Below are 18,357 nucleotides of genomic sequence, written 5' to 3'. Positions count from 1 at the left end.
CCGTTTCAGCAGAACCACGGCCAGATATCCCCTTCATGTCGCGCAATGTATCAATTGTATCAGCCACCGCCGACCCGGGTCCGGTCTCCGGGGTCCGGGAGGCGGCAGAGCCCGCCCCCCGGTGTGAGTGGTGGCGCGGCGGCATGGCCAGGCCGCGACCGGTTTGCGCCGACGACGCAGGGCCGCCAACGCCAGACCGCTGGCGCCGAGCAGCAGCACCGGCGCGGGCAGCGGAACCGGGGCTGGCACATCATCGCCACGCGGAATGGAAAACAGGACATTGTCGATGCCAAAGCCCTCGAAATTGGTCAGCCCGCCAAGAAAGGCGATCTCGAGATAGGAGGCTTGTTCGCCGGCGAAATCCCACCCGATGAACTGGGTCACGTGATCGGGCGCATCCGAGATCCCGAAACTGGCAATCAGCGTGTCGGACACGTCGTAGACATTGAGCGCCACGTCCCGGTTGTTGTCGCCCAGATCGTTGAACTCCGCCCCCCAGGCCAGCACCGGGGTGTCAAAGGTGATCCGCATCGGGTCATCCAGGGTCGCCGCCCCGAGGATGAAGGTCGTCCCATCCAGATGGAATCCCGAGAAATCCGGGCCCGGCTCGGTGCGGTTGTAAGCGCCCGGCAGGTTCGGGACGTCCGGGCCGGAAAAGGTCAGCTTGCCGACACTCAAGCTGCTGTCGCCGAAGGCCTGGTTCGGGGCCTGATCGTTGAAATCGACGCTGAATTGCGGGCCGGTCTCCTGAACGAAAGTGGCGCGGTCCTCATAGATCACCGGGGCCGCGCCCGCGGCGCCCCCGATGGTGAGTGCAAGCGCAAGGGACAGGCAAGAAGGGATCTTTGTCATGAAACAGGGCTCCGTCAGAAAACAGGGTCAGAAGAGAAAGTCGTCGATCACCGTGACCGACATCGCGCCCGCATCGTCTTGCGGCTGGGCAGGCGGCAGATCGCTGGCCGGCAGGACCTGCGCATCCGCACCGGCCAACGCCGTGCTCTCGGGTGTGGCCTGGACCCCTTCGGGTTCGATGATGGCCTTGCCTCGGGCCAGGGCAACGGGGGCGTCGTTAAACTCGAAAAACACAACTCAACTCCTTTGTGCGGCGGTGCGGTGGCACCGCGTGAACAGGGGTTGACTACCGCCTCTCTATGTCCGGGTGATTTCGGCGAATATTTGCATTGTCAGAGCTTGGTATCCTTTGTGTCCGGCCGTGGCCCGAGCCATGAAAAAACCTCCGGAGCTGGGATGCATCCGGAGGGTACTCGTTACGCGCGGGGCGACGGCGTCAGGAACATCTCCGCCGCAGCCCCAGCCCCGCCAAAGCGGAGGCCAGTAGGAACAAACCAGCCGGCAGCGGCACGGGCGCAGGCACGTCCCGCTGCAGGTCAAACGTGAACTCGTTAAAGAAAACAATGTTGTCGAGCGCGTCATTGCCGATCACCGGACCGGCCCCGACGATGAGGAACGTGTCGAAATAGGGCGTGTCAAAGCCACCGATCTCAAGCGCGCCCGCCCCCTGTTGATCCGCGAAATCATAGGGCGCGCTTTCCCAGACGAGATCGCCATCGCGGTACCCTTCGAGCGAGAAGGCATTCTGCACATCCTGACGGCGATCCACCTCGAAGCTTTGCAGGGCGAACACCCCTGCATCCCGCGAAATCACGAGGCTCTGGGTTGCGTCAAAGAACTCTGATGCCAGACCATTCTCGATCAACGCGCCACTGCCGCTGATCTCGAACCCCTTTTCGGTCTGCGGCAGAAATTCGAAATCCGCCTCGAACTCGAGGGTCACCGGTGTTGCCCCGGCGGCAGATGCCGACAGCGCCACGATCATCGCTGCACAAAAGGCTTTCATACACACTCTCCACATTGTCTGAGCAGTACCGCTCGGGGTGTGTGGAGGTTGTGACGCCTATATGTATCCGCGTTACGTCGCGGGATGTTTCAATTGTATCACCGGGCGGATCAGTGGCTGAGCACCTGGTCGAGAAAGCTCCGCGTGCGGTCGCTCTGGGGGTTGGTGAAAAAGCTCTCGGGGTCGTTTTCCTCGATGATCTCGCCCGCATCCATGAAGATGACCCGGTCTGCGACCTTGCGCGCAAAGCCCATCTCATGGGTGACGCAGATCATCGTCATCCCTTCTTCGGCGAGCGTGACCATAACGTCGAGCACCTCGCCGATCATCTCCGGATCCAGCGCCGAGGTCGGCTCGTCAAAGAGCAGGATCTCGGGTTTCATGCAGAGCGCGCGGGCAATCGCCACGCGCTGCTGCTGGCCACCCGAGAGCTGGCCGGGGTATTTCGGGGCCTGATTGGCGATCTGCACCTTCTCCAGATACATCATCGCCGTGGCCTCGGCCTCCTCCTGCGGGACTTTGCGCGCCAACATGGGGGCCAGCGTGCAGTTCTCGAGGATGGTCAGGTGCGGGAAGAGGTTGAAGTGCTGAAAGCACATGCCGACATCCTGCCGGAGCTGGTCGATCTTGGGATCATCGGCGGCGATCGGATGGCCGTTGATCTCGATGACGCCGGACTGATGCTCTTCTAGCTGGTTGATCGTGCGGATCATGGTGGACTTGCCCGACCCCGAAGGGCCGCAGACGACGATCTTTTCCCCCTTGGAGACGGTCAGATTGATCGACTTCAAGGCATGGAAGGTTCCGTAGAACTTGTTCACTTCGGTGAGTTGCACCGCGGGGATCGTCGTCATAGCAGGTCCTCTCGACTGTCAGCGGCGCACCGCTGCGGTAATGATGATTTCGACTTTCAGGACATCGCGGGCGAGCCGCGCTTCGCCGCAGGCGCGCGCGGGCGCGTGGCCTTCGGGCACCCAGGCATCCCAGACCGCGTTCATCTCGGCAAAATCCGCCATGTCGCGGAGCCAGACGATGGCCTGCAGGATGTGTTCGCGGTCCGAGCCCGCCTGTTGCAGCAGTTTGTCGACCCGCGACAGGCAGTCGGCGGTTTGCTCGGCCACCGTGTCGCCCGCGCCGACCTGCCCGCAGAGATAGGCCACGTCGTTATGGATGACGATCTTGCTCATCCGTTGGCCGGTTTCCAGTCTCGTGATCATCTGAGGATTCCCCGTTCTTTCAATGCCTCAGCAATCTCGTCGAGGATTGCGGGATCGTCGATAGCGGCGGGCATCTTAAACGCGGTTTTGTCGGCAATCTTCTGCATGGTGCCGCGCAGGACCTTGCCCGAGCGGGTCTTGGGCAGGCGCGCGACCTGCACGGCGGTCTTGAAGGCGGCCACGGCCCCGATCTGGGCGCGGACCCTTTGCACGAGCTCCCTCTCCAGCTCGGCGGGATCCCGGTCGACCCCGGCATTGGTCACGTAAAAGCCCAGCGGCAGCTGCCCCTTGAGGGCATCCGCCCGCCCCACCACGGCGCATTCGGCGATGTCGGGATGGTGGGCGAGCACCTCTTCCATGGCGCCGGTGCTCAACCGGTGGCCTGCAACGTTGATGATGTCATCGGTGCGCGCCATGATGAAGACATAGCCGTCCTCATCCATGATCCCTGCATCGGACGTGGCGTAAAAGCCTGGAAAATCCGCGAGATAGCTTTCCCGGAACCGCGCCTCGGCATTCCACAGGGTCGGAAAGCCCGAGGGCGGCAGGGGCAGCTTCACCACGATGTTGCCGAGCACTCCGGGCCCCACGGGCAGGCCCGCATCGTCGAGCACCCGGATGTCATAGCCCGGCATGGGCACACCGGGCGAGCCATGCTTGACCGGCACCTGCCCCAGCCCCACAGGGTTGCCGGACATCGGCCAGCCGGTCTCGGTCTGCCACCAATGGTCGATCACCGGGCGCTGCAGCTTGGCCTCTGCCCATTGCACCGTGGCCGGGTCCGAGCGTTCTCCGGCCAGAAACAGGGTGCGGAACGCGCCAAGGTCATACCCGGCAATCAGCGCCCCCTCGGGGTCTTCCTTCTTGATCGCGCGGAACGCGGTCGGCGCGGTAAAGAGCGCGGCCACCTTGTGATCCTGGATCACCCGCCAGAACGCGCCCGCATCCGGGGTGCCCACGGGTTTGCCCTCATAGACCACCGTCGCGCAGCCATGGAGGAACGGCGCGTAGCAGATATAGGAATGCCCCACGACCCACCCGACATCGGAGGCCGCCCAGAACACCTCGCCCGGCGAGATCCCGTAATGGTGCGCCATGGTCCATTTCAGCGCCACCATATGACCGCCCGTATCGCGCACCACGCCCTTGGGCTGGCCCGTCGTGCCCGATGTATAGAGGATATAGAGCGGTGCCGTGGCAGGCATCGGCACGCAGTCGACCAAATCGCCCGCCGCCTTGGCCTTGGCGACCGCCTCGGCGTAGTCCACATCGCGGGGCGCCAGCAGGGTCGCCTCGGCCATCTCGCGCTGCAGGATCAAGCAGTGATCGGGCTTGGTCGTGGCGGCCTCAATGGCCGCATCCAGCAGGGGTTTGTAGGGCACGATCCGCCCGGGCTCGATCCCGCAGGAGGCCGAGACGATCAGCTTCGGCGCGGCATCATCGATCCGTGTCGCCAGCTCATGGGCCGCGAAACCGCCAAAGACGACCGAATGCACCGCGCCCAGCCGCGCACAGGCCAGCATGGCAAAGATCGCTTCGGGCACCATGGGCATATAGATCACGACCCGGTCGCCCGGCCCGACCCCATGGGCACGCATCACCGTGGCCAGCGCCGCGACCTCGGTCTGCAGCTCGGCAAAGGTGAAGCGGCTGACCGTGTCGGTCACCGGGCTGTCATGGATCAGCGCCAGCCGGTCGCCATGGCCCGCCACCACATGGCGGTCCACGGCATTCCAGCAGGTGTTGCATATGCCATCGGGAAACCAGCGCCCATAGACGCCCTGATCGGGATCAAAGGCGCGGCTGGGCGGCGTGATCCAGTCGATCTCGCCTGCGGCCTCGGCCCAGAACCCTTCGGGATCCGCCCGCCAGCTGGCATATGCCTCGGCGTAGCTCATGACATCACGTAGTTGAGGCCGAGCCGCCCGCCATCCACGTAGATGGTTTCGCCGGTGATGTAGCTGGCCTTTTGCGAGCAGAGGAAGGCGACCACATCGCCGATCTCGCGCGCCGTGCCCGCACGCCCGAGCGGGGTGCGCGACATGGCCATGGCAAAGGCCTCGGGGTTGGCATTCACACCCGCCATCATGGCCGTATCGATGGACCCCGGCCCGACCGCGTTGACGCGGATGTTGTGCGGCGCCAGCGCAAGCGCCGCCACCTTGGTCAGCTGCATCAACCCGCCCTTGGAGGCGCAATAGGCCGGGATCGCCGGGATCGCGACCTGGGCGTTGATCGAGGACATGTTGACGATGGCCCCCTCGATCCCCTCGGCCACCATGGTTTTCGCCACCCGCTGGGTCGCCACGAAGACCCCGCGCAGGTTGATATTCATCACTCGGTCGAAATCCTCGAGCGCGTAATCCAGAAAATCGCCGGGCATGGCGATGCCCGCATTGTTCACCAGCGCCGAGAGCGGGCCGTGCTCTGCCGCGATCTTGTCGAGCATGGCATGGATCGCCGTCACATCGCCCATGTCGCAGGCGATCGCCGCCTCCGCCCCGAGGGTCCGGGCCGCCTCGGCCAGCCCTTCAGCATTCACATCCGACAGGATCACGCGGAACCCGTCATCCTTCAGGGCTTCGCCACAGGCATATCCGATGCCTTGCGCGCCGCCTGTTACCAGCGCCAGGGGGGCTTTGCTCATCTATTCGTCCTCGTCTTTGTATCCATAGGCCTCGCGGGCCTCCGCCGCCGAGATGAACCCGGAGGCGATGTCCTGTGCAACCGCTTCGCGCGGGCGGTCCAGCGGATTGCCATAGCCGCCCCCGCCCGGCAGGCTCAGGCGCAGGCGCTGGCCATTCGCGACCTTCTGGCGACCCTTGGGTTGCAGCGGGGTCCCATCGGCGAGCGCCACTGCGCCCGGCGCACCCGGGCTGCCACCCTCGCGCCCGCGGGCCGGGTTCTGCACCCGGTCGAACATGGCGTTGAAATAGACATCATACCCGTCGCGCGCCTCGATCTCGATCGTCTGGCCGAGCCCGCCTCGCTGCGCCCCGGCCCCGCCGGAGCCCGCGCGCAGATCCTTGCGCCAGACCGTGATCGGACCCACATGCTCGGTGGCCTCGACACTCATGGTCGACACGCCCGAGGGGAACGCCGTCGCCGAGAGACCGTCCACTGCGGGACGCGCGCCTGTGCCGCCGGAATTGAACATCAGGATCTCGCGATTGGGCAGCCCGCTTGCGGGATCCGAGGCCCGGGCCGAAATCTGGATATTCCAGAGCGACGAGGCCCCCTCGGCGGGCACCACCCCCGGCAGCGCCTGATGCAGCGCGCCAAGCACCACATCCGGCACCAGATGGCCCAGCACATGGCGGGTTGAGACCGGCGCGGGGCGTCGGGCCGCAAGAATGCAGCCCTCGGGCGCGGTGATCTCGAAGGGCTCCAGCGAACCGGTATTGTTCGGCACCTGCGGGGCAATCGCGCATTTCAGCCCGTAACAGGCATAGGCGCGGGTATAGACCTCGGGCACGTTCACGCCAAAGCGCGACGGCCCCGATGTGCCCGCAAAATCCGCGCGCAAACGGTCGCCTGCCACCTCGAGTGTGACCTCCATATGCACCGGCACGTCATAGCCGTCGACCTGCATGGTCTGGTGAAAGGTCCCGTCCGGCAGCTCGGCGATCGCCGCGCGGGTCGCCCTGCGGGAGGTGTCGATGATGAAGGCCGAGAGCCCTTCCAGATCATCGATGCGGAACTCGTCCATCATCGCCTGCAGGCGGCGCTCTCCGGCCTCGTTGCAGGCGGCAAGGGAGTACATGTCGCCCACGGTCTGGTCCGGCGTGCGCACATTGGCGCGCACCAGATCGATCAGCAGGGACTGCACCTCGCCACGCTCGGCAAACTTGGTGATCGGGATCAGCAGACCCTCTTCGAAGACTTCCTGCCCGTCCGGGCCAAAGCCGCGCCCGCCGATATCGACCACATGGGCCGTGCAGGCGAAATAGCCGATATGCGCGCCCTTGCGAAAGACCGGGCTGACCACGGTGATGTCGTGCAGATGTCCTGTGCCGAGCCAGGGATCATTGGTGATAAACACATCCCCCTCAAAGGTGTTCTGCGGCCCGATCTGCGCGTCGAAATGGGTGACGCTCTCGGCCATGGCATTCACATGGCCCGGCGTGCCCGTCACGGCCTGCGCGATCATCCGCCCGGCCTGATCAAAGAGCCCCGCCGACAGGTCCCCCGCCTCGCGCACCGAGGTTGAAAACGCCGTCCGGATCAGGGTCGTCGCCTGTTCTTCGACCACGGCGATCAGGCGGTTCCACATGATCTGGTAGTCGATGCTGCTCGGCTGGGTCATGCTGCGCGCTCCTTCCGGATCAGGCGGAGCGAGCCGTCGCCCTGCCCCACCACGACAAAGCCTGCGGTCACGATGGTGCAGGTATTGGTTTCCACCACGATGGCGGGCCCATCCACCATCTGGCCCGGCCACAGCGCGCTGCGCGCCACCTCGCGGGCCTCGACCGTTTCGCGCAGGGCCGCGTCAAAGACCGGGCGCCTGCGCAGGGTCTCGGCAGTCGCGCCCGCGCCGTGCCGGATGGCAGGCGCGACCTCGGGCAGCACGGTCGAAACGGTCAGAAGCCAGTTCGTCACCTCAACCGGCAACCCGTCTATGATCCGCCCGAACAGCGTGCGATAGGCGTCCTCGAAGGCGCTTTGCAAAAGGGGCAGGTCCCCTGCGGTCAGCGCGCGATGGGGCAGGATCACGGGGATCTCCCAACCCTGCCCGGCATAGCGCATCATCGCCGTCAGCCGCGAGCGGCGCGGCGCGCCTCTGGCGCCTTCATCGACAAAGCTATGGGCCTCGGCCTCCATCTCGGTCAGGGCCGCATTCACCGCATCGGGGTCGAACCCGTCGAGCCGCTGGAACAACCCGCGCGACGCCTCGAAGCTGAAGGGCGCCTTGAGAAACCCGATGGCCGAGCCGACGCCGGCCCCGGGCGGGATGATCAGCTCATCAATCCCCAGTTTCTCGCACAGACGGCAGGCATGGAGCGGCGCACCGCCGCCAAAGGCGATCATCGTGAAATGCTCGATATCGCGGCCATTCTCGACCGTGTGGACCCGGGCCGCATTGGCCATGTTCTCATCCACCAACTCGGTGATCCCGAAGGCCGCGTGATGGGCCGTGAGGTTCAGCCGATCCGCCGCCTGCGCAGATGCCTCGGGGTGCAGGGCAATCGAACCGCCCGCGAAATTGTCCGGATCGAGCCGCCCGAGCAGCAGGTTCGCATCCGTGACCGTGGGCTCGGTCCCGCCGCGCCCATAGCAGGCCGGTCCGGGTTCCGAGGCCGCAGAGCGCGGCCCCACCTGCAGCCGCCCCATCTGGTCGATTGAGGCGATGGAACCGCCCCCGGCCCCGATCTCGACCATCTCGACCACAGGGGTCGAGACCGTCATGCCAGAGCCCTTCTTGAACCGGTAGGTGCGTGCCACCTCGAAGGTGTTCGCGGTTTTGGGCGTGCCCTCTTCGATCAGGCAGATCTTGGCCGTGGTCCCGCCCATGTCAAAACTCAGCACCTTGTCGAGCCCATGGGCCCGGGCGAAATCAGCCGCAAAGATCGCCCCGCCTGCAGGCCCGGATTCCAGCAGCCGCACCGGTTGCTCCGAGGCCGTCTCGACCGAGATCAACCCGCCCCCGGAATGAAGCATGAAGACCGGAGCCGTCACACCTGTCTCGCGCAGGCGGGCGACAAGACGACCGAGGTAATCCGAGACCTGCGGCTGGACATAGGCATTGGCGATCACCGTGTTAAACCGCGGCAGCTCGCGCATTTGCGGCGAGATCACCGAAGAGATCGAGATCGCCAGATCCGGCGCAACCGCGCGCAGCGCGGCCTCCATCATGCGCTCATGGGCGGGGTTGGCGTAGGAATGCATGAGGCCAATGGCCACCGCCTCGAACCCGCCCGAGACGACCCGCGCGGCCATCGCGGCCACCTCGGCCGGATCCAGCGGCAAGAGAACCTCGCCCTCGGGGCCGAGCCGCTCGTTCAGGGTAAAGCGGTGGGCGCGTGGTACCAGCGGCGTCGGCAGCACGAGGTTCAGGTCATACTGCTCGAACCGGTTCTCGGACCGCATCTCGATCACGTCCCGGAACCCCTCGGTGGTGATGAAGGCCGTCTTCGCCCCGCGCCGCTCGATCAGTGCATTGGTCACCAGCGTGGTGCCATGGATCACCTGCGCGATCTGGCCCAGCGCGATCCCGGCCTGCGTGGCCGCCTCGCGGATCCCGTCGAGGATCGCCTGTTCCGGCGCGGTGTAACTGGTCAGCACCTTGACGGTGGCCAAGCCACCGGGATGGGTCAGGGCGACATCGGTAAACGTGCCGCCAATATCGACACCGACGCGAATTTCGTCTGGGCTCATGGGTCAGAGGCTCTTGAAGATCTGGTGGGCAGTGAAGGCGGCCTGATAGAACCGCGACATGATCGGGGCGGAGGGCACGGTTTTGACATCCGTGATTGGCAGGGGCAGACCGGCCGGATCCATTCCGGTCAGCAGACCCGACATGGCCTTGCCGAACAGGGTCCCCGTGGTGATGCCGCGTCCGTTGTAGCCGATGGGTGTAAACAGCCCGTCGGCCAGCTTGTAGATCCGTGGCAGGTGATCCGGCGTCATGGCGATCTGGCCGTGCCAGGCCTCCTCGAAGGTGACCGGGCCGAGCTCCGGAAACATCCGGCTCAGCTGCTTGCGGGCCCAGCGCTGGGACAGGCCCTGGGCCTTGCTGCCCACGACCGTGCCCATGGAGCCGATGATCAGCCGATCCGCGCGGTCCCGACGCAGCGAAAACATGATTTGCCCTGTATCCCAGAGCCCTTGGCGTTCGGGCAGGATATGCGCCCCCCGCGCGCCCAGGGGCGTGGTGGCCAGCTGGAAATAGTGGATCTTGGTGAAAACCTTCTTCAGGTCGGGCCAGAGGTCATCCGTATAGGCATTGGTCCCCAGCACCACGGATTTGCTGCGTACGACCCCGCGATCGGTCTCGACGAGCCAGCCCGCGCCCTCGCGGCGCAGGCGGGTGGCAGTGACACCCGTGCTGATCTCGGCGCCCGCCCCCCGCGCGGCGCGGGCCAGACCGCGCACATACCCCATCGGGTTGATCGTGCCCGCACGGCGGTCGAGCAGCCCGCCATAGAACACCGAGGTGCCCGTGGCGGCGATCATCTCCTCACGGCTGAGCAAGTCGACAGGCGCGTCGAGCCGTTGCCATTCCAGATGCCGGGCGCGCAGATCCTCGAACCCCGAGGGGGCATGGGCAGCGTGGAGCGTTCCGGTCTTGGTGACCTCGCAGCGAATTTGGTGACGCTCGATCAGGTCGAAAACCATATTCGGCCCCTCGCCGAACCGTGCGAGGAAACGCGGACCATACGTGTCGCCCAGTTTCTCGCGCACCTTGGCGGGCGGGTGCCAGATCCCGGCATTGACCAGCCCCACATTGCGGCCCGAGCCCCCATAGCCGATCTGCCGGGCCTCCAGCACGTGCGAGGACAGCCCCGCCTCGGCACAATGGAGCGCTGTGGACAGCCCGGTGAAGCCACCGCCGATAATGGCCACATCCACCTGCGTGTCCGCATTCATCGGCGCGGCGAAATCCGGCTCGGCGGCAGAGACATCCCAAAGGGAGATTGGCCTGTCCACTGTCATGCTTGCTCCGTGTTGTCATGCGGGCGCGTCGGGTGCCCCATGGGCCGGATGTTGCACCTCGGGCCTTACGGTGTCAATATACGAAATATATGTTCCAAATATCAGCACAAAGGTGATCCATGTCCAAGCTCAAAATCTCTGCACAGGAGATGGTCGCGCAGGCCCGCGCCCGTATCGAAGAAATCGAGACCAAAGACCTGATCGCGCGGCTCGGGGATCCTGATCTGGTGGTGGTCGATATCCGCGATGTGCGCGAGCGCCAGCGCAGCGGGTTCATACCCGGCAGCGTCCACGCCCCGCGCGGAATGATTGAATTCTGGGTGGATCCGGACAGCCCGTATCACAAAGAGGTCTTTGCCGACCCCTCCAAGACCTATGTCTTTCACTGCGCGTCGGGCTGGCGCTCGGCGCTGACGGTCGCAACGCTGCAGGATATGGGGTTCGATGCGGCCCACCTGAAGGAGGGCTTCTCCACATGGGAGGCGCAGGGCGGCCCGGTCGAGAGGCCCGACACGAAGAAGGGTTGAGCCCTAGCCCCGGCTGAGCTTGAGCGACACGCTGCTTGCGGCGTGGCGCACCAGATCACCGATCCGACTCTCGGCGTTTTCGGCCAGGTTGATATCGGGCAAGGACACGCCGAGCGCGGCCACCGCCATCCCGTCCGGCAGGGTGATAGGCGCGCCGAAACTCAGGATGCGGTCGCGAAATTCCCCGGTGTCAAAGGCATAGCCGCGTGTCCGGGTCTCGGCCACATCCGCATCAAGCTGGGTGAAACTGGTGAGGGTCCGGTCCGTGTGGCGGGTCAGATTGCCCTGCAACTGATCGCGCATCCGCTCGTAATTCGCGGCCAGAATGGCCTTGCCCGTGCCCACGCAATGGATCGGGGCCGTGCCGCCCACGGCATTCCAGGACCGGATCGGTTTCTGGCTGTCGATCTTGTCGATATAGATCACGGCCAGATTTTCCGGCACCGCGAGATAGACCGTCTCGCCCGTCTCCTGGCTGAGAAAGGACATCTCCGGCGCGGCGAGCTCCCGCAGGTTCAGGTTGTCCACCAGCGCGCGCCCCACCTGCCAGGTCTTGAGGGTCGCGCCGTAGGTCTTGTCCTCCAGATGCTTCACATAGCCCAGCGTCGTCAGGGTCTGGAGCAGGCGAAACGTATTGGACTTCGTCAGCTCCAGCTCGCGCGAGATCTGGGTGACCCCCTTGCCCTGCCGGGCGCTGGCCAGATTTTCGAGAATCGCAAGCCCCTTGGACAGAGTCGAATCGACCTTTGGGGGCTTGGCGTCACTGGGCATCTGGCGTCTCCGTTGCGGGTGTTCCGAATAGCAGAACGCTAGCGCGGTTTGAAGGGGGGCGGCTCGTGGGCCTGAACCGGCGGCGGATCTCCGTCGAAGCGGGCAATCTCGACCATTGCCGAATGGGCGGCAGGCCCCTGCGAGAGCGGCGAGGTCCGCAGGTCATGGGTCAACACATTGGGGTTGCCGTGCCGGTCCCGGTTCTGCGGCGCGCCATACTCCGGATCATACCATGCGCCGGTCCACAGGAACACGCAGCCCGGCCGGATCGTATCGGTCACCCGCGCCCCCGCCAGACAACGCCCACGCGCATTGGACAGCTCTACGACATCGCCATCGGCGATGCCGCGCGGTTCGGCATCCTCCGGGTGGATCAGCACGGGTTCGCGCCCGGCAATCTTGCGCCCGACGCTATAGGCCCCGTTATCGAACTGCGAATGCAACCGCGTCGCGGGCTGCCCCGACAGCAGGTAGAGCGGCCCGGTCTGCGCCACCACATCGCGCGGCGGCAGATAGCTGGCATGGCCCGGGCACTCGGCGAGCTCAAAGCCTGCGATCCGTTCGGAGTAGAGCTCGATCCGCCCCGAGGGCGTTGGCAGGGGATGTCCCTCCGGATCGGCGCGGAACTCGGCGAGAAAAACCTGCATGGGCGCGGGATCGGGCAATTCCACGATATCGCCCTGAATGAAGTCGCCCCACTCCGGAAGGCTCCCGCCCCAGGCTTCGGCGGCCGCACGCGTTTCGGCCCAGATCTGGCGCACGAGGCTGCGGGTGTCATGGCCTTTGGTAAAGGCCTCGGGATTGCCGAGACGACGGGCCAGCTCGGCATAGATCTCGAACTCGACCCGCGCCTCCCCCGGCGGCGCGGCAAGGCGCGGCATGGGCACAAGCGCGTTGTCCGATTGTCCGCCCGCGAAATCCTCGCGCTCCTGCGGGGCCGCGACGGGCAGTACGATATCGGCGTGGCGGGCGGTGGCGGTCCAGTTGATCTCGTTGACGATCACCGTTTCCGGGCGCTGAAACGCCAGATGCAGGCGGTTGAGATCCTGATGGTGGTGAAAGGGGTTCCCCCCGGCCCACCAGACCATCCGGATGTCCGGAAAGACGCCCTTGGTGCCGTCATAGGCATACGCCCCGCCGGGATTAAGCAGCATATCCGCCACCATCGCCACGGGAATGAAGGCGTCGACCGGGTTCTCCCCCTGCCCCAGCGCGCCCCAGCGGAACGGGCGCCCCATATTGCCGATATTGGCATTCACGCCGTAGCCGATCGTGTAGCCGCCCCCGGGCAGTCCGATCTGGCCCAGCATGGCTGCCAGTGTCACGGTCATCCACAGGGGCTGCTCGCCGTAATCGGCCCGCTGCAGCCCCGCCGCGCAAGAGATCATCGTCCGCCCCGCGGCCATCTCGCGGGCGAGGGTGCGGATCCGGTCCGCCGGCACGCCCGAGATCGCGCTGGCCCAATCCGCATCCTTGACCACGCCATCGGCCCGCCCGGTCAGATAGGCCGCGACCCGGTCAAACCCGGTCGTGTACCGCGCCAGAAACGCCGCATCATGGAGGCCCTCGGCCAGCAGCGTATGGGCCAGCCCCATCATCACCGCCGTATCCGTACCCGGTTTGGGCGGAAGCCACTCGGCCCCGAGGCTCTCGGCCGCGTCATCCCGAAGGGGGCTGACATTCACGAACCGCACCCCCGCCTCGGCGCAGGCGCGCAGATTGTCCGCCATCCGGTGTCGCGCCACGCCGCCATCGCTGACTTGGGTGTTGCGCATGGCCATGCCGCCGAACATCACCACGAGCTTCGAGTGCTGCGCGATCACCGGCCAGCGCGTGGCCTGAACCACATGGTCCCGGTAGGAGCCGACGATATGGGGCATGAGCACCAGCGCGGCGTTATAGCTGTAATTCCCACGCGACCGGACGAAGCCGCCCTGGGTGTTGAGAAAGCGCTTGAGCTGGCTTTGGGCGTGGTGGACTCGCCCGGCGCTCGACCAACCATAAGTCCCGGCAAAGATCGCCTCATTGCCATGGGTCGCGCGCATCCGCGTCAGCTCTCTGGCCAGCAGGTCGAACATCTCGTCCCAGGCAAGCTCGACAAAGGCGTCCCGGCCTCGGCGCCCGCTCGACGGATCCCCGCCCCGCCCGGCCATAACCGCCTCAAGCCAGCCTGCGCGCACCGCCGGGCGCAAAACGCGGGCGCGGCCGTTCAGGCTGCTGGCGATATTGCCGTTGATCGGCGAGGGCGCCGGATCATCCGGATGCGGATCGACACGCACCAGCCGCGCGCCTTCCGTGACTGCGAGACCGGGCCCCCAATGGCTTGCCGTGACCTGTGTTTTGCGCGTGCTCATCGATTCAATGTTTCGCTATATGATACGTATATGCCATATATTGACACTATAAACCCCTGGTGTCATCCTCTGCCCGAGATGAAAAGGGATCAATAACGTGACCATACCGCCCCCCGCCCTGAGCGATATTCTGGTACAGGATGGCCGTCCCGACACAGGTGACGGGCGGCATGTGAACATGCCTGTGGAATTGGGCTCGACCATGGTGTTCGACCGGCTCGCCACCTTCGAGGCGGCGCGGGCAAATCGCTATGCCAGCGGCACGATGTATTACGGGCGCTACGGGAACGCGGCGGTCTACAAGCTGGAAGAGTTGCTGGCCCGGCTGGAGGGGGCCGGCTCGGTCACGCTGACCTCGTCGGGGGTGGCTGCGATCAGTTGCGCCCTGCTCACCTTCGCCCGTCCCGGGGCAGACCTGCTTGTGGCGGATAATGTCTATGGCAACACGCGCGGCTTCTGCGACGGGGTTTTGGCGCGGATGGGCGTAACGATCCGGTATTTCGATCCGATGATCGGCGCGGGGATCGCGGACCTGATGACGCCCGAAACCTGCGCGGTGATGTTCGAGGCCCCCGGTTCCGGCACGTTCGAGATGCCCGACATCCCCGCCATCGCCCGGGCCGCACGCGCAGCAGGCGTGCCCACGATCCTCGACACCACCTGGGGGACGCCGGTCTTCTGTCAGGCCCTGGCCCTCGGCGTCGATGTGCTCGCTTATTCCGGGAGCAAGTATCTCTGCGGGCATTCCGACGCTATGCTGGGGGTGATCGCCTCGACTGAGGCGCACGGCCTGGCCCTGCGCAAGACCGTGATGCAGATCGGTGACAAGACCGGCGGGCAAGAGGTGATGCTGGCCCTGCGGGGGCTGCGCACTTTGCAGATGCGCATGGCCCATGTGGACACGGCCGGGCGCGCCATGGCCGACTGGTTCGCTGCCCAGTCGCAGGTCAAACGCGTGCTGCACCCCGCCCGGCCCGACTGCCCCGGCCATGCCCATTGGGCGCGGGATTTCTCGGGCGCGGCGAGCCTTTTCTCGGTCGTGTTCCATCCCTGCGACAGCGGGCAGGTAGAACGCTTCGTGGATGCGTTGCACCATTTCGGGATCGGTGTGTCCTGGGGCGGGTTCGAGAGCCTCGTCCTCCCCGTCACGCCGGAGCGTACGGCGACGCCATGGGACGAGCCCGGCGCGCTGATCCGGTTCAATATCGGCTTTGACGATCTGGGCACGCTTCAGCGCGATCTGGCCGCCGCCCTTCCCCATCTCAACGCGCAATGAAAGCTGTCTGATGAAGAACAAGATTGACCATGTGGCCGTGGGGGCCGCGGATCTCGCCCAAGGGGGGACCGCCATGGAATCCGCCCTCGGCGTCACCGTGCCCGCAGGCTCCAAGCATGACGCGATGAGCACCCATAACTGCATGATGCAGACCGGGAACGAGAGCTTCTTTGAGTTGATCGCCATTGATCCGGACGCGCCCGATCCGGGTCGGGTGCGCTGGTTCTCGCTGGATGATCCGGCAACCAATGCGCGGCTGGCGGAACGGCCCCGGGCGCTTTGCTGGGTGGTGAACACGGATGATCTGGACGGCGTGATCGCCGCGAGCCCGGTGGATCTGGGCGAGGTGGTCCATTTCCAACGCGGGGATCGCAGCTGGCGTCTGACCGTGCCCCGGGACGGGCATCTGCCCGAAGGGGGCCTGCTGCCTGCGTTCATCGAATGGTCGCCGGGCCCCCACCCCTCGACCGGACAGCAGGATCTGGGCGTGCGCCTGATCGGGGTGGCGATCACCCATCCCGATCCGGCACAGCTCCGGGCGGTGTTCGAGACGCTGCAGATCGCGGATCTGGCTGAGATCACCCAAGGCCCCGCCGCCCTCGCGTTTGAATTTGACAGCCCGAATGGCCACGTCACTATAGACTGACATCACACCGGGGAGGCGTAGAGATGGGACTTGAGATCGATCTGACCATACGGCCAGAGGTCACGCCGTTCTTCGACCCGCAGTCCAACACTTTCTCTTACGTGGTGCGCGAGCCCCATGGTTCCGCCTGTGCGATCATCGACCCGGTGATGGAGTTTGACCCGGCAGCCGGGCGTCTGACCTATGACAGCGCTGACCAGATGATCGGGTTCATCCGCGAGAACGGGCTGACCCTCGAATGGATCATCGAGACCCATGTCCATGCCGATCACCTCTCGGGCGCGCCTTATATCCAGGACCAGCTCGGTGGCCAGATCGGCATCGGCGAGCATGTGCAGGAGGTGCAGGACGTCTTCGGCAAGATCTTCAACGAAGGCACCGAGTTTCAGCGCGACGGCTCGCAATTCGACAGGCTCTTTTCCGATGGTGACACGTATACGGTCGGTGAGATGACGGGCCACGCGCTCCATACGCCGGGGCACACGCCCGCCTGCATGGTGCATGTGATCGGCGATGCCTGCTTTGTCGGGGATACGCTTTTCATGCCCGATGGCGGCTCGGCGCGCGCGGATTTTCCGGGCGGGGATGCGGGGCAGCTTTACGACTCGATCCAGCGGGTTCTGAGCCTGCCGGATGAGACGCGGCTTTTCATCTGTCACGATTACGGGCCCGGCGGGCGCGCGATCTCATGGGAGACGACCGTGGCCGAGCAGAAGGCCAACAACATCCATGTGGGCGGCGGCAAGACCCGCGAGGAGTTCGTCGCGTTCCGCACGGCGCGCGATGCCGAGTTGAAGGTGCCCAGCCTGATCCTGCCTTCGTTGCAGGTGAACATGCGCGCAGGCGACGTGCCCGAGGATGAGGATGGCAACATGGTCCTCAAGATGCCGCTCAACAAGCTCTGACCACTGCACATCGCCGACAGGACCCGCCCCGAGGCCCAGCCCCGGGGCGTTGTGCGTTCAGCGCTCCTGCACCTTCATCCGCTTCTTTAGGAACTCGCCATACTGACCAAGCGAGAAGAGGAAGATCCAGTAGATCGCGCCGACAAAGACCCAGACCTCAAGGTAATATGGTGCCCAATCCCCGGTCCCGAAGGCCGCCTTGGCCGAGGCGAGGATGTCAAAGAAACCGATGATGATCACGATCGCGGTCTCCTTGAAGGTCACCACCACCATGTTGATCGTCGAGGGCAGCGCGTGGCGAAAGACCTGCGGCAGCACGATCCGCGACAGGATCTGCCAGTAGCTGAGCCCCAGCGCCTTGCCGGCCTCGAACTGCCCCTTGGGGATCGCCTGGAACCCGCCGCGAAACACTTCGGCCTGATAGCAGGCAAAGAACAGAGCGAAGGCGATGATCACCCGCCAGATCTTGTCGCCCTCCAGCCAGGTTGGCAGCAGGATCGGCACCACCACCGCCGCCGTGAAGAGCGTCGTCAACAGCGGCAGCGACCGGATGAAATCGATCAGAACCATGGCGAAATACTTCACCACGGGCATCTCCGAGCGCCGCATGAGCGCCAGCCCCAACCCCATGGGCATGCCCAGAATGACCACCGAGGCAAACAGGAACAGGGTCAGCGACAGCCCGCCCCAGCCATCGGTCGTCACCTGCTGCAGGCCCAGCAGGCTCCCTTCCATCAGCAGGTAATAGGTGGCAAACCCCGCAATCCAGAGCCCGACAAGGCGCTTGCCGCTCCAGGCCCAGGGCAGACAGGAGGCCACGACCGTCAGGATGATGGTCAGGCAGCCGAGGGTCGAGCGCCAGTGCTGGTCAAACGGATAGAGCCCGAACAGGATCAGCCGGTGGCGCGCATCGATCACCGCCCAGCAGGCCCCTGCCCCGGCCTCCTGACAGGCGGCGACGTCTGCGTCGCTCCAGACTGCGCGCAAGAGCGCCCAGTCCATGACCAACCAGGCCAGACAGGCCAGAGCCGCGAAGACGAGGATCGAGATCAGCCCATCGGTCGGTGTATGAAACGCCCGACGCTTGAACAGCTGCAGCACCGCATCAAGCCGCGACGGACGGGCGGAGAGGTCCGAGACATATGCCATA

Annotated in this window: 17 protein-coding genes; 4 read left to right on the top strand and 13 right to left on the bottom strand. The window is 65.3% G+C overall.

The genetic code is table 11. The features are described from left to right. Positions 1-33: 33 nt before the first annotated feature. The 10 genes from ACP15I_RS05135 to ACP15I_RS05090 all read right to left on the bottom strand — a co-directional run bounded on the left by ACP15I_RS05135 (position 34) and on the right by ACP15I_RS05090 (position 10,728). Entirely contained in the window at positions 34-852 is an 819-nt protein-coding gene (locus ACP15I_RS05135; RefSeq protein WP_424974191.1) for a hypothetical protein, read from the bottom strand. Positions 853-879: 27 nt separating this feature from the next. Further along, complete coding sequence (locus ACP15I_RS05130; protein WP_424974190.1) at positions 880-1,086, bottom strand: hypothetical protein; 207 nt, start codon at positions 1,084-1,086, stop codon at positions 880-882. A gap of 202 nt (positions 1,087-1,288) precedes the next feature. Continuing rightward, the gene (locus tag ACP15I_RS05125) at positions 1,289-1,858 is read right to left on the bottom strand and encodes a VPLPA-CTERM sorting domain-containing protein (RefSeq protein ID WP_424974189.1); all 570 of its coding nucleotides are present in this window, start codon (positions 1,856-1,858) and stop codon (positions 1,289-1,291) included. 110 nt (positions 1,859-1,968) lie between these two features. Beyond that, positions 1,969-2,712: an amino acid ABC transporter ATP-binding protein gene (locus ACP15I_RS05120; protein ID WP_424968344.1), complete on the bottom strand. Its 744-nt coding sequence runs from the start codon at positions 2,710-2,712 to the stop codon at positions 1,969-1,971. Positions 2,713-2,730: 18 nt separating this feature from the next. Continuing rightward, positions 2,731-3,075 carry a RidA family protein gene (locus ACP15I_RS05115; RefSeq protein ID WP_424968343.1) on the bottom strand — a complete coding sequence of 115 codons (345 nt, stop codon included), beginning with the start codon at positions 3,073-3,075 and terminating at the stop codon, positions 2,731-2,733. Beyond that, positions 3,072-4,973 (bottom strand): propionyl-CoA synthetase, encoded by a 1,902-nt coding sequence (locus ACP15I_RS05110; RefSeq protein ID WP_424974188.1) that lies wholly within the window; start codon positions 4,971-4,973, stop codon positions 3,072-3,074. Before ACP15I_RS05110 ends, ACP15I_RS05115 begins: the two co-directional genes overlap by 4 nt. Next, a complete protein-coding gene (locus ACP15I_RS05105; RefSeq protein WP_424974186.1) occupies positions 4,970-5,722 on the bottom strand; it encodes an SDR family NAD(P)-dependent oxidoreductase in 753 nt (250 codons plus the stop codon). Before ACP15I_RS05105 ends, ACP15I_RS05110 begins: the two co-directional genes overlap by 4 nt. Further along, on the bottom strand, positions 5,723-7,381 hold the full coding sequence (locus ACP15I_RS05100) for a hydantoinase B/oxoprolinase family protein (RefSeq protein ID WP_424974185.1): 1,659 nt from the start codon (positions 7,379-7,381) through the stop codon (positions 5,723-5,725). Next, a complete protein-coding gene (locus tag ACP15I_RS05095; protein ID WP_424974184.1) occupies positions 7,378-9,450 on the bottom strand; it encodes a hydantoinase/oxoprolinase family protein in 2,073 nt (690 codons plus the stop codon). The genes ACP15I_RS05100 and ACP15I_RS05095 overlap by 4 nt, the downstream gene beginning before the upstream one ends. A gap of 3 nt (positions 9,451-9,453) precedes the next feature. Further along, positions 9,454-10,728: an NAD(P)/FAD-dependent oxidoreductase gene (locus ACP15I_RS05090; RefSeq protein WP_424974183.1), complete on the bottom strand. Its 1,275-nt coding sequence runs from the start codon at positions 10,726-10,728 to the stop codon at positions 9,454-9,456. Between the two features lie 119 nt (positions 10,729-10,847). On the opposite strand from ACP15I_RS05090, the gene ACP15I_RS05085 reads away from it, so the two are divergent. Continuing rightward, positions 10,848-11,255: a rhodanese-like domain-containing protein gene (locus ACP15I_RS05085; RefSeq protein ID WP_424974182.1), complete on the top strand. Its 408-nt coding sequence runs from the start codon at positions 10,848-10,850 to the stop codon at positions 11,253-11,255. A gap of 3 nt (positions 11,256-11,258) precedes the next feature. On the opposite strand, the gene ACP15I_RS05080 is transcribed toward ACP15I_RS05085, so the two are convergent. Next, positions 11,259-12,026 (bottom strand): IclR family transcriptional regulator, encoded by a 768-nt coding sequence (locus ACP15I_RS05080; RefSeq protein WP_424968336.1) that lies wholly within the window; start codon positions 12,024-12,026, stop codon positions 11,259-11,261. Positions 12,027-12,064: 38 nt separating this feature from the next. After that, on the bottom strand, positions 12,065-14,380 hold the full coding sequence (locus ACP15I_RS05075; protein WP_424974181.1) for a molybdopterin-dependent oxidoreductase: 2,316 nt from the start codon (positions 14,378-14,380) through the stop codon (positions 12,065-12,067). A gap of 97 nt (positions 14,381-14,477) precedes the next feature. On the opposite strand from ACP15I_RS05075, the gene metC reads away from it, so the two are divergent. Genes metC through ACP15I_RS05060 form a run of 3 tightly spaced genes read left to right on the top strand, consistent with a single transcriptional unit; the run spans position 14,478 to position 17,207 of the window. Continuing rightward, complete coding sequence (gene metC, locus ACP15I_RS05070) at positions 14,478-15,656, top strand: cystathionine beta-lyase (protein ID WP_424974180.1); 1,179 nt, start codon at positions 14,478-14,480, stop codon at positions 15,654-15,656. A gap of 10 nt (positions 15,657-15,666) precedes the next feature. Further along, entirely contained in the window at positions 15,667-16,302 is a 636-nt protein-coding gene (locus ACP15I_RS05065; RefSeq protein ID WP_424974179.1) for a VOC family protein, read from the top strand. Positions 16,303-16,325: 23 nt separating this feature from the next. Then, positions 16,326-17,207, top strand: coding sequence for an MBL fold metallo-hydrolase (locus tag ACP15I_RS05060; protein WP_424974178.1), 882 nt, complete (start codon positions 16,326-16,328; stop codon positions 17,205-17,207). A gap of 57 nt (positions 17,208-17,264) precedes the next feature. On the opposite strand, the gene ACP15I_RS05055 is transcribed toward ACP15I_RS05060, so the two are convergent. After that, complete coding sequence (locus ACP15I_RS05055; protein WP_424974176.1) at positions 17,265-18,356, bottom strand: amino acid ABC transporter permease; 1,092 nt, start codon at positions 18,354-18,356, stop codon at positions 17,265-17,267. Position 18,357: the final 1 nt, after the last annotated feature.

Source organism: Dinoroseobacter sp. S124A, from assembly GCF_049801015.1.
Classification (GTDB): domain Bacteria; phylum Pseudomonadota; class Alphaproteobacteria; order Rhodobacterales; family Rhodobacteraceae; genus Dinoroseobacter.
The sequence above is the reverse complement of the archived record's forward strand: the minus strand, read 5'-3'. Positions and strand labels throughout refer to the sequence as shown.

Coding starts and splice junctions, on each gene's coding strand:
- ACP15I_RS05110 (WP_424974188.1), bottom strand. CDS start 4,973: ATGAGCTACGCCGAGGCATATGCCAGCTGGCGGGCGGATCCCGAAGGG.
- ACP15I_RS05100 (WP_424974185.1), bottom strand. CDS start 7,381: ATGACCCAGCCGAGCAGCATCGACTACCAGATCATGTGGAACCGCCTG.
- ACP15I_RS05090 (WP_424974183.1), bottom strand. CDS start 10,728: ATGACAGTGGACAGGCCAATCTCCCTTTGGGATGTCTCTGCCGCCGAG.
- ACP15I_RS05055 (WP_424974176.1), bottom strand. CDS start 18,356: ATGGCATATGTCTCGGACCTCTCCGCCCGTCCGTCGCGGCTTGATGCG.
- ACP15I_RS05115 (WP_424968343.1), bottom strand. CDS start 3,075: ATGATCACGAGACTGGAAACCGGCCAACGGATGAGCAAGATCGTCATC.
- ACP15I_RS05085 (WP_424974182.1), top strand. CDS start 10,848: ATGTCCAAGCTCAAAATCTCTGCACAGGAGATGGTCGCGCAGGCCCGC.
- ACP15I_RS05125 (WP_424974189.1), bottom strand. CDS start 1,858: ATGAAAGCCTTTTGTGCAGCGATGATCGTGGCGCTGTCGGCATCTGCC.
- ACP15I_RS05065 (WP_424974179.1), top strand. CDS start 15,667: ATGAAGAACAAGATTGACCATGTGGCCGTGGGGGCCGCGGATCTCGCC.
- ACP15I_RS05120 (WP_424968344.1), bottom strand. CDS start 2,712: ATGACGACGATCCCCGCGGTGCAACTCACCGAAGTGAACAAGTTCTAC.
- ACP15I_RS05080 (WP_424968336.1), bottom strand. CDS start 12,026: ATGCCCAGTGACGCCAAGCCCCCAAAGGTCGATTCGACTCTGTCCAAG.
- ACP15I_RS05075 (WP_424974181.1), bottom strand. CDS start 14,380: ATGAGCACGCGCAAAACACAGGTCACGGCAAGCCATTGGGGGCCCGGT.
- ACP15I_RS05095 (WP_424974184.1), bottom strand. CDS start 9,450: ATGAGCCCAGACGAAATTCGCGTCGGTGTCGATATTGGCGGCACGTTT.
- ACP15I_RS05105 (WP_424974186.1), bottom strand. CDS start 5,722: ATGAGCAAAGCCCCCCTGGCGCTGGTAACAGGCGGCGCGCAAGGCATC.
- ACP15I_RS05135 (WP_424974191.1), bottom strand. CDS start 852: ATGACAAAGATCCCTTCTTGCCTGTCCCTTGCGCTTGCACTCACCATC.
- ACP15I_RS05060 (WP_424974178.1), top strand. CDS start 16,326: ATGGGACTTGAGATCGATCTGACCATACGGCCAGAGGTCACGCCGTTC.